General features: G+C 71.2%; 13 protein-coding genes. 5 read left to right on the forward strand and 8 right to left on the reverse strand.

Annotated features, from left to right (window positions below; translation table 11 throughout):
• Window positions 1-3: 3 nt before the first annotated feature.
• Complete coding sequence (locus tag AB0B76_RS02260; RefSeq protein ID WP_360367929.1) at window positions 4-465, reverse strand: helix-turn-helix domain-containing protein; 462 nt, start codon at window positions 463-465, stop codon at window positions 4-6.
• 85 nt (window positions 466-550) lie between these two features.
• Here AB0B76_RS02260 and AB0B76_RS02265 point away from each other — a divergent pair, with 85 nt between their 5' ends.
• Window positions 551-940 (forward strand): hypothetical protein, encoded by a 390-nt coding sequence (locus AB0B76_RS02265; RefSeq protein ID WP_360367931.1) that lies wholly within the window; start codon window positions 551-553, stop codon window positions 938-940.
• 76 nt (window positions 941-1,016) lie between these two features.
• On the opposite strand, the gene AB0B76_RS02270 is transcribed toward AB0B76_RS02265, so the two are convergent.
• The 5 genes from AB0B76_RS02270 to AB0B76_RS02290 all read right to left on the reverse strand — a co-directional run bounded on the left by AB0B76_RS02270 (window position 1,017) and on the right by AB0B76_RS02290 (window position 8,270).
• The gene (locus AB0B76_RS02270) at window positions 1,017-3,008 is read right to left on the reverse strand and encodes a PKD domain-containing protein (protein WP_360367934.1); all 1,992 of its coding nucleotides are present in this window, start codon (window positions 3,006-3,008) and stop codon (window positions 1,017-1,019) included.
• A gap of 43 nt (window positions 3,009-3,051) precedes the next feature.
• Entirely contained in the window at window positions 3,052-4,083 is a 1,032-nt protein-coding gene (locus AB0B76_RS02275) for a hemolysin family protein (protein ID WP_360367937.1), read from the reverse strand.
• Window positions 4,076-5,404, reverse strand: a complete 1,329-nt coding sequence (locus AB0B76_RS02280; RefSeq protein ID WP_360368703.1) for a hemolysin family protein — start codon at window positions 5,402-5,404, stop codon at window positions 4,076-4,078. The genes AB0B76_RS02275 and AB0B76_RS02280 overlap by 8 nt, the downstream gene beginning before the upstream one ends.
• Window positions 5,405-5,742: 338 nt before the next feature.
• A complete protein-coding gene (locus tag AB0B76_RS02285) occupies window positions 5,743-7,872 on the reverse strand; it encodes a (Fe-S)-binding protein (protein WP_360367940.1) in 2,130 nt (709 codons plus the stop codon).
• A 113-nt stretch (window positions 7,873-7,985) separates the two neighbouring features.
• Complete coding sequence (locus AB0B76_RS02290) at window positions 7,986-8,270, reverse strand: cell division protein CrgA (protein WP_360367943.1); 285 nt, start codon at window positions 8,268-8,270, stop codon at window positions 7,986-7,988.
• 130 nt (window positions 8,271-8,400) lie between these two features.
• Here AB0B76_RS02290 and AB0B76_RS02295 point away from each other — a divergent pair, with 130 nt between their 5' ends.
• The 4 genes from AB0B76_RS02295 to AB0B76_RS02310 are packed head-to-tail and all read left to right on the forward strand — an operon-like array spanning window position 8,401 to window position 11,227.
• Entirely contained in the window at window positions 8,401-9,210 is an 810-nt protein-coding gene (locus tag AB0B76_RS02295) for a DUF881 domain-containing protein (protein ID WP_360368706.1), read from the forward strand.
• Window positions 9,211-9,224: 14 nt separating this feature from the next.
• The gene (locus AB0B76_RS02300; protein WP_360367946.1) at window positions 9,225-10,304 is read left to right on the forward strand and encodes a class E sortase; all 1,080 of its coding nucleotides are present in this window, start codon (window positions 9,225-9,227) and stop codon (window positions 10,302-10,304) included.
• 4 nt (window positions 10,305-10,308) lie between these two features.
• Window positions 10,309-10,575 (forward strand): hypothetical protein, encoded by a 267-nt coding sequence (locus AB0B76_RS02305; RefSeq protein WP_360367948.1) that lies wholly within the window; start codon window positions 10,309-10,311, stop codon window positions 10,573-10,575.
• Window positions 10,576-10,582: 7 nt separating this feature from the next.
• Entirely contained in the window at window positions 10,583-11,227 is a 645-nt protein-coding gene (locus AB0B76_RS02310) for an aminodeoxychorismate/anthranilate synthase component II (protein ID WP_360367951.1), read from the forward strand.
• Window positions 11,228-11,287: 60 nt separating this feature from the next.
• On the opposite strand, the gene pknB is transcribed toward AB0B76_RS02310, so the two are convergent.
• A complete protein-coding gene (pknB, locus tag AB0B76_RS02315) occupies window positions 11,288-13,012 on the reverse strand; it encodes a Stk1 family PASTA domain-containing Ser/Thr kinase (protein ID WP_360368709.1) in 1,725 nt (574 codons plus the stop codon).
• A gap of 86 nt (window positions 13,013-13,098) precedes the next feature.
• On the reverse strand, window positions 13,099-14,793 hold the full coding sequence (locus AB0B76_RS02320) for a serine/threonine-protein kinase (RefSeq protein WP_360368712.1): 1,695 nt from the start codon (window positions 14,791-14,793) through the stop codon (window positions 13,099-13,101).

Consider the following 14,793-nt stretch of genomic DNA (forward strand, 5'->3'; position numbering starts at 1 on the left):
GGGTCAGGAGAACCGGATCCGCACCGGGCTGGCGGAGGCGGACCGGGGCGCGTAGGCGAACGCGGCCAGGGCGTCCTTGACCACCGAGAGCGTCTCGTCGCCCACGAGCTCGACCCAGGAGCGTTCCGCGGCGGCGCCGGCCGCCCGCATCCGCGCGACCGCCTCCGTGCCCGCCGGCGTGAGCGCCAGGCGGCGGCTGCGCGCGTCGACCTCGTTCGGCTGGCGCTCGAGCAGGCCCTCCACAGCCAGGGTCGCGCAGATCTTGCTGATCGCCTGCGTCGTCATGCCCAGCCGCTCGGCCAGCTGCGTGACCGTGTCCAGGCCGTCGCCGATGAAGAGGGCCGCGAGGGACTGCGACGGGGTCAGGTGGCCGTAGCCGACGCCCGCCAGCTCGCCCAGGATCTCGCGCACGAGGCGCTCGCAGGCGGCGGCGAGCAGCACGCCCAGGTCCGGCTCAGCGGTCATGGCCAAACCCTAGCCAATCCTTGACCAGGAAACCCAGTTACGTATCTAATGTTGGTAACTCAGTTACGCATGGAGGGAGCGGGTCATGGGAATCGACATCGACGGGCTGCGCGGCGACGGCAAGGGACTGGTCCTGTACTTCATTCGAGCGGCGAACTGCCCGGTCTGCCTGCGTCACGCCAGGAGCCTGGCCGGGCTCGGGCTGGCGGCCCGCGGGGTCGCCGCCGCCGTCGTGGTGCCGGGCGGGCCGGCCGAGGCGGAGAAGGTGCGCCGGGTCGCCGGCGGGCTCGCCGTCGTCTCGTCGGAGGGGGTCGCCGCACACCGCGCCGCGGGGCTGGACAAGACGCTGATCATGCAGCACAGCGGAACGCTGCTGTTCGACGCGGCCGGGCAGGAGCGCTACCGCCTCGTCGCGACGCTGCCGACCGGGAGCTTCGACGCCGCCGCCCTCGGCGCGGCCGTCGACCGGCTCTGAACGCCGGCCTCTCGTGCGGCCTCGGCGGGCGAACCAGCCGGGCGGCTCCCAGATTCGGAAGCCGCCCGGTGCGAGGTCAGAACCTCATGTTGAACTTCTCCCACGCGCCGATCGCGGTGCGGTTCGCGATCAGCGGCTGCTTGCCGCCGGCCTCCGCGGTCACGTACTTCCCGTTGACCCCGGCCGCCAGGGAGCCCGTGCCGTCGTCGTTGCGGACGAGCCGGAACTTCTCCCACGCGCCGATCGCGGTGCGGTTCGCGATCAGCGACTGGTTGCCGCCCGCCTCCGCGGTGACGAACCGGTAGTCGGCGTGGGCCAGGATCGCGACCCAGCCGTCGCCCGCGTCGATCAGGTCGAAGGTCTCCCAGGAGCCGACCTGCGCACGGTTGGAGATCAGGGGCTTGGCCCCGGCCGCCTCGGCGGTCACGTAACCGTTCACGCCGAAGATGAACGTGCTCACGGAATGGGCGGTCGCGAACTGCTCCCACGGGCCCAGCGCCGGGCGGTCCGCCGTCAGCGGGCCGGTGCCGTTGTTGCCGCTCACGAACATCCCGTTGCCGCGGTACCGCAGCCCGAACGCGCCGTTCGCGCCCGTGACGAGCTCGAAGCGGTCGGGAACGGCGCTGTCGGCCCGCAGGCGCGTCGTGCCCGGGTCGACCGTCAGGTACTTGGCGTTGGTGTAGGACTGCAGGCCAACGTCCCCGTGGCCGAGGTCGACCAGGTCGAAGACCTCCCACGGGCCGGCCTCGGGTCGGTTCGCGACCAGCGGCTGGTTGCCGTTGTCCTCGGCGCTGACGAACCGCAGGTTGGACAGCGACAGCAGCGCGGCCGACCGGAGGTGCGACAGGGCGGGGGCCGTTCGCGTGGAGGTGCTCGTCGCGCCGGCGGCGTCGGTGACCGTCAGCGTCACGGTGTAGTCGCCGGGCTGCGCGTACTCGTGCGTCAAGCCCCAGTCCGCCGTGGTGACGACGGTACCGTCGCCGAAGTCGAAGGTGTACGAGCTGATCCGGGCCAGGCCCGCGATCGATCGCTGGCCGTCGGCGAAGACCGTCGGCTTCGGGCCGCCGGCGGCGACCTCGAGCTGGGCCACGGGACCGTCGGCGGTGATCGCCCCGACGGCGATGCCCACCGCGGCGTGACCGAGCGGGATGGCCGCGGCCGCGGTGTTCGTGGTGGTGTCGATCGGCGTCACCGAGTCGCCGGTGACGTACGCGCGCTTGCCGTCGCCCGCGATGTCGACGCCCTTCGGGTGAGCGGCGACCGGCACCGTCGCGACGACCGCGTTTGTCGCCGTGTCGATGACCGACGCGGTGCCGGCCCCCGAGTTGGTGACGTAGGCGCGCTTGCCGTCCGGCGTGAACGCCACGTCGTAGGGCTCGGCGCCGACCGGGACGGTCGCGGTCACCGTGTTCGTCGCGGTGTCGATGACCGACACGGTGGCGCCGCTCAGATCGGTGACGTAGACGTGCTTGCCGTCCGGCGCGACGGCGACGCCCCACGGGCGGGAGCCGGCCGCGACCGTGGCGGTGACCTGGTTCTTCGGCGCCTCGACGACCTGCACGCCGCCGGCGGTGGTGACGTAGACGTGCCGGTTGTCGGGGGCGACCGCGACGCCCTGCGGGTGCTCGCCGACGGCCAGCCGCGGATAGGGCGAGTAGGAGAGGCCGTCCAGGATCGCGAGGGTGTTGGCCGCGTAGTTGGCGACGTAGACGCGGTAGCCGTCCGGCGAGACGGCCACGCCGTGCGGCTCCGTCCCGACGGTCACGGACCGGACCACCGCGCTGCGGCTCGGTTCGATCACGCTCAGCGTGTCCAGGTCGGAGCTGGCGGCCAGCACGTAACCGGTTCGCGGGGCGAACGCGATCTCGCCGTCGCCGCCACCGGTCGGGATCGCGTTGAGATCCTTGCCGGTCGCCGCGTCGAGCACCGATGTCGTGGTCGACCCGGTGCCCGACACATAGAGAATGTCCTTCGGACCCGCCGCGGCGGCGGGAGCGGCGCCGGCCAGCAGGCCGACGCCGGCCGTCACGACCACTGTCGTGAAGCCGGCCAATATGCGGTTGTGCACGACGGGATTATTGCCGGTCTTGAATAGCGTCGCTGCCCGTATTTCAGGCGGGTTGGGGCTCGTTGACGACCGGCGCGCCGACGACCGCGGTAAGCACGTCGTCCAGGGTCACCACGCCCAGCGGCACGCGGCCGTCGCTGACCAGCACGATGTGCTGACGCTCGCGGCGCATGGCCAGGAGCAGCTCGGCGAGCGTACGGGTCGGCGGCACGATGCCCAGCGGGCGGATCAGGTCAGCCGGAATGGGCGCCCGGCGCTGGGGGCCGACGAAGCCGAGCACGTCCTTGACGTGGACGAAGCCCAGCACGCGGCGGCTGGCGCGCTCGACCACGGGGAAGCGGGATCGGTTCGTACGGGTCGCGAGGACCTCCAGCGACGCCGGGGAGACGTCCTCGGCGATCGTGGTGATCTCGGACCAGGGGCGCAGGGCGTCGCGGGCGGTGCGGTGGGACAGGGCCAGCGCGCCCGTGATGCGGGCGTGCTCCTCCGGGGCCAGCAGGCCCTCGGTGGTCGCCTGCGCGGCCAGGCCGGCCAGCTCCTCGGCGGTGAAGACGGTCTTCACCGAGCCGGTCGCCTCGATCCGCCACAGCGACAGGATCGTGCGCGACGCCCACTTCATGGCGACGAGCACCGGCTTGGTGCCCATGCAGAAGGCGTACATCGGCGGGCCGAGCCACAGCACGGCGCGCTCGGGGTTGGCCAGGGTCAGGTTCTTCGGCACCATCTCGCCGGCCACCGTGTGCGCGAACACCACGACCGTCAGGGCCAGGGCGAACGCCACCGGGTGCACCAGGTTCTCCGGCAGGTGCACGGCCTCGAAGGGGCCCTGCAGGCCGTGGGCCAGGGCCGGCTCGGCCATGGCGCCGAGGCCCAGGGTGCAGATCGTGACGCCCAGCTGGGCACCGGCGATCATGAGCGGGATCTCGTTCATGGCGCGCATGGCGGTGCGGGCCCGCCGCGATGTCGCCGCCATCGGCTCGATCACGGTGCGGCGGGAGGCGATCAGGGAGAACTCGCCCGCGACGAAGAAGCCGTTGCCGAGCAGCAGCACGATGGTGGCGATCAGCTCAATCATCTTCGGGGACCTCCGGACGCACCACGCGGACCTGCTCGATGCGGCGGCGGTCGACCTCGACCACGGTGAACTCCCAGCCGTCCTCGTTCCAGGTCTCGCCGACCGTCGGGATGTGACCCAGCCGCGCCATCAGGAAGCCGGCGAGCGTCTCGTACGGCCCCGGCGGCACGTGGAACCCGGTCAGCTCGGCCAGCTCGTCCTCGCGAAGCACGCCGTCGACCAGCACGGTGCGCTCGGCGCCGGGCGCGGTCAGGTCGGGCATACCGTGCGCGGTGGCCGGCTCGTCCTCGACGTCGTGCTCGTCGGCGATCTCGCCGACCAGCTCCTCGACGAGGTCCTCGACGGTGACCACGCCATCCGTGCCGCCGTACTCGTCCACGACGATCGCCACGTCGGAGTTGCCCCGGCGCAGCGCCGCGAGGACGCCGTCGAGGTCGAGGCTCTCCGGCACGAACAACGGCTCCCGGGCGACCGCGCTGACCCGGGTGGTCGGGCGGCGCACGGGCGGCACGCCGAGCGCGTCGGTCACCGTGACGACCCCGGTCACCTGGTCGAGGGTCTGCTCGTAGATCGGGAAGCGGCTGTAGCCGGTCTGCACCGAGGTGGCCAGCAGGTCGGCCACGGTGGCGTCGGCCCGCAGCGACACCACGTCGACCCGCGGGGTCATCGCCTCCGCCGCGCGCTTGTCGCCGAAGCGAATGGTGCGCTGCAGCAGCACCGCGGTCTCTTTCGGCAGTGCGCCGGCCCGGGCGGAGATCGCGGCGAGCAGGCCGAGCTCCTCGGGCGAGCGGGCGCTGGCCAGCTCCTCCTGGGGTTCGATGCCGAAGCGCCGCACGATCCAGTTGGCGGAGCCGTTGAGCAGCGTGATCAGCCACGAGAAGAACTTGGAGAAGCCGCGCTGCGGTCCGGCCGTGGCGCGGGCCAGCGGCATCGGCTTGGCCAGGGCGGCGTTCTTGGGGACGAGCTCGCCGAAGAGCATCGAGAGCAGGGTGGCCACGATCAGGCCGCAGACGTGCGCGGCGGTGTCGGTCACCGAGCCGAAGATCGGGTGGAGGGCGGGCTCGAAGAGGCGCGAGAGGGCGGGCTCGGCCAGGTAGCCGGTGAGCAGACCCGCGAGAGTGATGCCGAGCTGGGCGCCGGAGAGCTGGAACGACAGTTCGCGCAGGGCCTGACGGACGGTGCGGGCCTTGCGGTCCCCGGCGTTGGCACGCTGCTCGATCTCCGCGCGGTCGACGGTGACGAGCGAGAACTCGGCGGCGACGAAGGCTGCGTTCGCGGCGGTGAGCAGCACGAACGCGAGCAGGGGCAATAGTGTGGTCAACACGCTCGCGCGATGGTCCCTTCAGGTGTGATCCGATTGTTCCACGTGAACCCAAGCCGTGCTGAAGCTGCCCACGGGTCCGTGTCGAACGAGCCACCCGAAGATCGAGATACGTAGATCACCTTCCCTCTTTCGAGGGCTTTGCGCCGTGTTGAACAGCGCCGATGCCGGTGCCAGCGGGGGTCATAGCAAGCATCGAGGGGAACTTTGATGGGTGCGGCGTTGATCGGCGCGTGTACAGCGCTCGCGGTGGGCAACGCCGGCGCGAGGGCGAAGCGGGCCCGTCTCGACTATGTGCGCACCAAGGCGCTGGAGCGTTGACGCAGGGCGCCGAACCCCTACTTCTGCACCGCCCGGAGCAGCACGGACGCCACGTCGACGACCTCGACCTCCTCCGGCGCGGCCCCCGCGGCCTTCTTGCCGGTGACGCCGTCGCCGAGCATCGTGAGGCAGAACGGGCACGCCACCGCGACCGTCTTGGCGCCGGTCGACAGCGCCTCCTCGACCCGCTCCACGTTGATCCGCTTGCCGATCCGCTCCTCCATCCACATGCGCGCGCCGCCGGCGCCGCAGCAGAACGAGCGCTCCGCGAACCGGTCCATCTCGACCAGGCCCTTGTTGTCGTCCGCCGGCCCCGCGACGGCGCCGAGCACCTCGCGCGGCGGGGCAAAGACGCGGTTGTGCCGGCCCAGGTAGCAGGGGTCGTGGTAGGTGACGGCGCCGTCGAGCGGCTGGACCGGGGTCAGCTTGCCGGCCGCGACGAGCTGGGCGAGCAGCTGCGTGTGGTGAATGACGTCGTAGTGCCCGCCGAGCTGGCCGTACTCGTTCGACAGCGTGTTGAAGCAGTGCGGGCAGGTCGCCACGATCTTCTTCACGCCGGCCTCGTTGAGGGTCTCGACGTTCTGCTGGGCGAGCATCTGGAAGACGAACTCGTTGCCGATGCGGCGGGCCGGGTCGCCGGTGCAGGTCTCGCCCTGGCCGAGGATGGCGAACTTGACGCCGGCCTCGTGCAGCAGGGTCGCCACGGCGCGCGTGGTCTTCTTGGCCCGGTCCTCGAATGCGCCGGCGCAGCCGACCCAGAAGAGGTACTCGAAGTCGCCCTCGTCGATCTCGGCGACGTTGGGGACCTCGAAGTCCAGCCCCTTGGTCCAGTCGTCGCGGGTGGACTGGGCCGCGCCCCAGGGGTTGCCCTTGTTCTCGAGGTTGCGCAACATGACGCCGGCCTCGGTCGGGAAGTTCGACTCGATGAGCACCTGGTACCGGCGCATGTCGACGATGTGGTCGACGTGCTCGATGTCGACCGGGCACTGCTCGACGCACGCGCCGCACGTGGTGCACGACCACAGCACGTCGGGGTCGATGATGCCGTTCTCCTCGGCGGTGCCGATGAGCGGCCGCGCCTGCTCCGCCAGCGCGAGCGCGTTCACGTGCGAGTGGTCCTCGCCGGCGAGCAGGTACGGCGCCTTGGCGTAGGCGTGGTCGCGCAGGTTGAGGATCAGCAGCTTCGGCGAGAGCGGCTTGCCGGTGTTCCAGGCCGGGCACTGCGACTGGCACCGCCCGCACTCCGTGCAGGTGGTGAAGTCGAGCATGCCCTTCCAGCTGAACTGCTCGACGGTCGCGACGCCGAACTGGTCCTTCTCGGGGTCGGCCTCCTCGAAGTCCAGCGGCTTGCCCTGGCTGGTCATCGGGCGCAGGGCGCCGAGGCCGGAGCCCTTCCGGCCCGGGGTGCGCTTGAAGAAGATGTTGAAGAAGGCCAGGAAGCGGTGCCAGGCCACGCCCATTGTCACGTTGCTGGCGATCACGATGACCCAGGCCATCGAGATGATGATCTTCAGCATGGCCACGATGCTTACCGCGGCCGGCCAGGCGGGCAGGATCGAGCCGAGCGCGTGGCTGACGGGCGCGGCCCAGGTCGGCCACTCGAGCTCGTCGTTGGCGGCCTTGAAGCCCCGGATGAAGAAGCCACAGATCAGAACGCCGAGGATGGTGTACTCGACGTAGTACGCCTGCCACATGGTCGAACCGGTGAAGCGCGACCGCCGGTTGGGGTTGCGCGGAAGGTTGCGCAGCCGGATGCCCATCAGCACGAGAATGCCGATGAAGCCGAAGACGCCGATCCACTCGGTGACCAGGCCATAGACGTTCCAGGCGCCGATCAGCGGCAGGCCCAGGCCCGGCTTGACGACCTCGAAGTAGGCCTCGACCACCAGCAGCGAGAGCGCCAGGAACGCGATCATGACGAACCAGTGCGCGGCGCCGACGACGGTCCAGCGCAGCATGCGCGTGTGGCCGAGCGTCTCGGCGAGCATGGTGCGAAGCCGCAGGCCCTTGTTGTCCCCGCGGGTCGGGTCGGGCTGGCCCAACCGGATGACCGCGAGCATGCGCCGGACGGTCCGCACGACCAGGACCGCCGCGACGATGGTGATCGCCGCGGCGACACAGGTCGTCACGATCTGCACTGCACCCATGCCGAAGCCTCCCACGGTCCGGGCTGGAACATCTCCAGAAGGACCTTAGTCCCTCTTGTTACCCATGAGTAACGTGAAGTTTGTCGCAGCACGAGGGGGCGACGGTCAGTTGATCAACGCCACCTGGAGAAGACCGCGAGCGACGCAACGAGGAAGCCGAAGCCGATGGCCAGGTTCCAGTACTTCAGGTCCGCCAGCGTCGAGAGCCAGTTGACGTCGAAGAACCCCTGCGTCAGGTAGTACGACACCAGCCACGCGATGCCGATGACCACGAACGCGACGGCGAGCGCGGGCACCCACACCGGGCTCGGCCGGCGCCTCGCGGACACAGTCTCCTGCGGTCGGAGCTCCGCCGGGGCGGTGTAGACCTTCTTCTTACGAACTGTCGACTTCGGCACGGCGCTCTCCTGGAGGGGTCGTCTGGCCAACACTATCCACGTGACGCCGCCACCTCCGCCAGCGTCGGCCTGAATAATGTTCTCCGTCTAGCGTAGTCAAGTCGGCACGCGCATGCGGGGAGGGGTCGTGGTGGAGTACACATCGGGCGGCTCTTCGTGGACCCACGCCCTGCGGCGGCTCGGTCGCGCTATGCTTCCGCGCCGCCCTCAGAAACAGGGTTTCGCCTGGTCAGTGCTGACGCCGGTGGTGCTGCTGGTGGCCGGGACGCTGTTCTCGCTGAGCGCCGCGACCGCCCACGGCACCGACCTGCGCGACGACCGGCGGCCGGAATTGACGAACCTCATCACCGAGCGGAAAAAAGAAATCGCGGACGCCCGGTCCCGGGCCGCCCGGCTGCGCGCCGAGATCGACAGGCAGCAGCAGGGCCAGGCGGGCGCCGACGGACAGGTCGACGAGCAGCGCCGGCGCGGCGCCGCCGAGCAGGCGGCGGCCGGGCTGACCGCCGTGCACGGGCCCGGCCTGCGGGTCACGCTCAACGACGCCCCGCGCCGCGCCGACGGCACCCGTCCCGCCGGCGCCACCCCCGATGACCTCGTCGTTCACCAGCAGGACGTGCAGGCCGTGGTGAATGCCCTGTGGGCCGGCGGGGCGGAGGCGATGACGCTGATGGGCGTCCGGGTGATCTCGACGAGCGCGGTACGCTGCGTGGGAAACACGCTGCTGCTCGACGGGCAGGTCTACTCCCCGCCGTTCGAGGTCGCCGCCATTGGCGACCAGGCAGCCATGCAGCGCGCGCTCGACGCCTCCGAGGGGGTCCGGTTGTTCAGTGAGGCCGCCAATTCCTTCGGGCTCGGCTATCAGGTGAAGGTGGAGGCCGACGTGCAGGCCAGGGCGTACGACGGCTCGACGGCACTGCGCGCCGCGCAGGCCGGGTCCTGACCGGAGCCGCGGCCGTGGACCCGCACCGCCCCCGCCACCGCGCGCTCGACCAGGACGACATCGCCACGACGGTGATTCCGCGCCTACCACCGGCTCCGACGCCGCCGCCTCCCGCTCCGGAGCCGGACGCCACGGCCGTGATTCCGCGGATTCCGGCGGCTCCGGAGGCGGACGCGACCGCGATAATCCCCAAAATCACCTCGGACGCCGCCGAAACCGCCTATATTCCGAAACTCAGCGACACCTCGACGGCCGGTCCCTCCGCCGCCGAGGCCGAGAAACTTCCACCGACTCCCACCCCCGAGGACGAGGACCAGCCGGCCGCACCGCCGGCGCCGAAGGGCGCCGTGGTGGTTCCATTGCGCCCGGTCCGCACCGAGGAAGGGTACCGGAGCGTGTACTCCGAATACACCAGGACCACGTTCGGCTCGGTGGTCCGCGCCATCAGCCGCGGCACGGGCGAGGTGCTTATCACCTTCGGCCTCGTCGTGCTGCTGTTCGCCGGCTACGAGGTCTGGGGCAAGTCCGCGATCGTCGACGCCCACCAGAACGACCTCAACCGCCAGCTCGAGCAGCAGTGGGCCCAGCAGCCCACCGTCGGGCCCAGCACCGGAGCCACGCCGCAAGTGGTCAAGCCGGCCAACGGCGCCGTCATCGCCTCCGTGCACATCCCGCGACTGAAGAAGAAGTGGGCAGTCGTGCAGGGCGTGACCCCGGCCGACATCCGCTACGCGCCCGGGCACTACCCGGACACGGCCCTGCCGGGGCAGATCGGCAACTTCTCCATGGCCGGGCACCGCACGCCGGCCATCTGGTGGGACCTCGACCAGCTCAAGCCCGGCGATCCCGTGCTGGTCAAGACCGCCGACACCTGGTACGTCTACAACGTCACCGGCCACGAGATCGTCCTGCCCACCGCCGTGCAGGTGGTGGCGCCCGTGCCCGACAAGCCCGGCGAGGTGCCGACCAAGGCGCTGCTGACGATGACCACGTGCAACCCGAAGTTCAACAACTACCAGCGCCTCGTGGTGCACGCCGAGCTCGCCCGCACCCAGCCCGCCGCCGACGGCGATCCCGCCGAGCTGAAGGGCTGAGCGCGTGTACTCCTGGCTCTGGCGCCACATCCCCTTCAAGCAGTGGCAGCTCAAGGCGCTCGTCTCCGGCGTGCTCGCCCTCGGCGTCGCGGCGCTGCTCTGGTATCAGGTCTTCCCCGCGGTCGAGCCGATCCTGCCGTTCGACGACGTGCAGGTCGAGACCAACGACCCGGGCGCGGACATCACGATCGAGAGCCCGGCCGCGTCCGTGGCCCCGTCGGCGAAGACGGGCGGCACCAGCCCGGCCCCCCAGGTGGTCCTCCCCAGTTAGGAACAACGTGCGCGTCCTGGTCATCGACAACTACGACTCGTTCGTCTTCAACCTGGTCCAGTACCTGGGCCAGCTGGGCGTCGAGTGCGAGGTCCGCCGCAACGACGAGATCACCGTCGCCGAGGTGGCCGCGGCGAACCCGGCCGGGGTGCTGCTCTCCCCCGGGCCGGGCACCCCGGAGCGCGCCGGCATCTGCATGGCGGTCATCCAGGAGCTGGCCGGGAAGCTGCCCATCTTCGGCGTGTGCCTGGGCCACCAGGCCTTCGGCGCGGCCTTCGGGGCCACCGTCACGCGCGCACCGGAGCTGCTGCACGGCAAGACCTCGCTCGTCGAGCACACCGGGCAGGGCGTGCTCGCCGGACTGCCGAACCCGTTCATCGCCACGCGGTACCACTCCCTCGCCGTTCTCGAGGAGACGCTCCCGCCGGAGATCGAGGTGACCGGGCGCACGGAGTCGGGCGTCGTGATGGCGATGCGCCACCGCGAGCTGGCGATCGAGGGCGTGCAGTTCCACCCCGAGTCGGTGCTGACCCAGGGCGGCCACCAGATGCTCGCCAACTGGCTGGCGACCTGCGGGCGGCCGGACGCGCTCGAGCGTGCCCCGGAGCTCGTCGCCGAGGTCGAGGCCCGCCGGGTCGCCGCTTTCGCCTAGGGGTTGTGCACAACCCTGTGGATAACTGCCGAGTTATCCACAGGGCACGGACCGTCAGGGTCAGCCGCCGGCGCTCTTGCTCGGGTTGGCCGACGCCGGTACGGACGGCGTGTTGTCGGCCTGGCCGACCCGCAGGACGATCTTCTCGGTCTTGAGGTAGACCTTGCCGATGGTCTGCGTCGCGCCGACCACGAGCCCGACCTTCGAGTCGTCGGTGACCGTCACGTTCTGCGTGGTGACGTTGGTGAAGCCGTTGGCCTGGAGCAGGCCCTGGGCCTCGCCCGGGCTCTTGTCCAGCACGTTGGGCATGGTCGCCTGGTTGAACTTCGAGACGTAGATGGTGACCGTCGAGCCGACCTTGACCTGGGTGCTGGCCGCCGGATCGGAGTTCTGGACCTCGTCCTTGGGCTCGATGCCGTCGCGCTCCTGCACCTGCACCAGCAGCTTGAGGTTCTGCAGCCGCTGCATGGCCTCGTTCTTGCTCAGGTGGGTCAGCGGCGGCACGGTGACCAGGGCCGGCGCGCCACAGACCTCGTAGTCGACCTGCGAGCCGTGCTTGACCTCGGCGCCGGGCGTCGGGTTCTGCACGGTCACGACCCCGGTCTGGCAGTTCTCGGTCGAGCCGGCACGCGGGTCGCCGGTCAGGCCGGACTGGCGCAGCACCTCGGCCGCCTCGCCCTCGTTGCGCCCGGTGATCTGCGGCACCCGCACCGGCGGCTCCTGGTTGGCCAGGTAGAGCCCGATCGACAGCGCGGCCACCGCGAGCAGGCCGAGCACCGTCAGCGCCACCACGACGCCGGTGGAGCTCTTGCGCTTCTGCCGCTGGTTGGCCCGGGCCGGCTGGCGCGAGGCCGGCGGCGGCCGGTACTGCGCGGTCTGCTGCTGGGCCATGACCGCGGCCATCTCGTCCTCGGTCATCACCGGGGGCGCCGAGACCGGGCGGCCGGCCGCGGCGCGCATGACGTCCGCGCGCATCTCGCCGGCCGACTGGTAGCGGTTGAGCGGGTTCTTGGCCAGCGCCTTGAGCACGACCGCGTCGATGTCGGGCGTCACGTCGCGGTTGCTGGAACTCGGCGGCCGCGGGTCCTCCCGCACGTGCTGGTAGGCCACCGACACCGGGTTGTCCCCGACGAACGGCGGATGGCCGCAGAGCAGCTCGAACAGCACGCAGCCGCTCGCGTAGACGTCGCTGCGGGCGTCGACCGGCTCGCCGCGGGCCTGCTCCGGGGAGAGGTACTGCGCGGTGCCGATCACCGCCGAGGTCTGCGTCATCGTCGTGGCCCCGCTGGCCAGGGCCCGCGCGATGCCGAAGTCCATCACCTTGACCTGGCCGGTCTGCGTGAGCATCACGTTGCCCGGCTTGATGTCGCGGTGGATGATGCCGTGCCGGTGGCTGAACTCCAGGGCGGCGCAGATGTCCGCCGTGATCTCCAGCGCCCGGCGTGGCATCAGCCGGCCCTCGGCCGCCAGCACCTCCTTGAGGGTGCGGCCGTTGACGAACTCCATGACGATGTACGGAAGTTCCTCGCCGGCCGGCCCGCGCTCCTCGCCGGTGTCGTAGACAGCGACGATCGCCGGGTGGTTCAGCGAGGCGGCGTTCTGCGCCTCCCGGCGGAACCGCAGCTGGAACGTGGCGTCGCGGGCCAGGTCGGTCCGCAGGGTCTTGATCGCGACGTCGCGGCCGAGGCGCAGGTCACGACCCCGGTGGACCTCGGCCATACCGCCATAGCCGAGCAACTCCCCGACCTGGTAACGGCCGCCGAGGAGGCGTGGCTGGGCGGTCATGTCGTGTCGTCCTTCAGTCATCGACTATCTACCTTGCCACGTCTTGCGACCGGGGCACATTCGAGGTGGTGAAACCTTAACTCCGGTCATCCTCCGACGCAGGCGCCGTTGATCACGATCTTCGGCGGCTCGCAGGTCACGCTCGCCTTCGGACCGCCGTTGGACTGCGTCGCGCCGGGGTTGCCGGTCGGGTTGCCCGTCGCCGTGGGCTCCTCGTCGATCGTGCCCTGGTTGACCGTCAGCGTGATCGTGGTGCCCTGCGGGATGTTGGGACCGCACGGCTCCACCTTGGTGACCGCGTTCGGGAACGCGCCCTTGGTCGCCTGGGGCACGAGGGTGACCTTCATGCCCTTCCGCTCGAGTTCACGCTTGACGATGTCGCCGGTGCCGATCGGCCTGCACGCCACGTCGATCGGCTTGCCCGTCGCCTTGGCGGAGGTGGCCGCCTGGGTCGGGGCGGCCGACGTGCCGGTGCCGCCGACCGGGTTGCTGGGCTTGTCGTCGCCCTTGGTGGCCAGGTAGATGCCGCCGATGCCGACGAGCACCAGCAGCACGACCGCGGCCACGCCGATCAGGATCATGTTGTTGTTGCGGCCGCTGCCACCGGACGTGTTCCGGGGCGGCGGGGGCTGGTAGCCACCGGTCGAGCCGAGGTAGGTCGCGGTGTCGTTGGACGGCGGCGGGGGCACGCCGGCCGCGCCGCGCGCCTGGTGGCCGCCGAGACCCGCGGCCGCACCGGCGGCCGCGCCCGGCACGGCGCCGGGCATGATCCGGGTGCCGCCGCCGCCCGAGGTGGGCGGGCCGGACATCGGCGAGCCGGACATCGGCTGGTTGCCGTAGCCGGGCGAGACGGGCGACGCGGAGACCGGGCCGCCGGAGACGGGGTTGCGGCCCATCGGCGAGCCGGGCGGGCCCATCGGGGCGCCCATCGGCGGGACCGCGGGGCCGGTGGCCGTGCCGCCGGAGAACTGGCCGGAGACGCGCCGGGCGGCCTGGGCGAACGCGGCGGCGCTGGGCCAGCGGGCGGCCGGGTCCTTGGCCATGGCCCGCTCGACGAGCTGGGCCACCGGCGGCGGGATGTCGGCCGGCAGCGGCGGCGGCATGTCGCGGACGTGGCGCATCGCGATCTCGAGCGGGTTGTCGCCCTCGAACGGGCGAACGCCGGAGAGGCACTGGTAGGCCACGACGCCGAGCGCGTACACGTCGGACAGCGGGGTGGCCTGGGAGCCCGAGGCCTGCTCGGGCGAGATGTAGGAGGCGGTGCCGAGCACCGAGCCGGCCGCGGTGAGCTGCGCGACGGCGGCCGAGCGGGCGATGCCGAAGTCGGTGAGCACCAGCGTGCCGTTGGGGCGCACGAGCAGGTTGCCGGGCTTGACGTCGCGGTGGACGATGCCCTTCTCGTGCGCGGCGTGCAGCGCGTCGGCGGCCTGGGCGATGAGCGCCATGGCGCGCGCCGGGGTAAGCCGGCCGACCCGGGAGAGGGTGCGGGAGAGCGCGTCGCCCTCCACGTACTCCATGATCAGGAAGGCGGTGCCGTTCTCGCTGCCGTAGTCGTAGATGTCCACGACGCCCGGGTGGTTGATGGTGGCCATGGTGCGGGCCTCGCCGCGGAAGCGCTCGGCGAAGCCGGGCTCCTCCATCAGCGCGGACAGCAGCACCTTGATGGCCACCGTGCGGCCGAGCACCTCGTCGGTGCCACGCCACACGTCACCCATACCGCCGCCGGCGATGCGCTCGTCCAGGCGGTAGCGACCGCCGAGGGTGGTGCCGGCGCTCAACAT

The sequence above is a fragment of the Dactylosporangium sp. NPDC049140 genome (genome assembly GCF_040648435.1).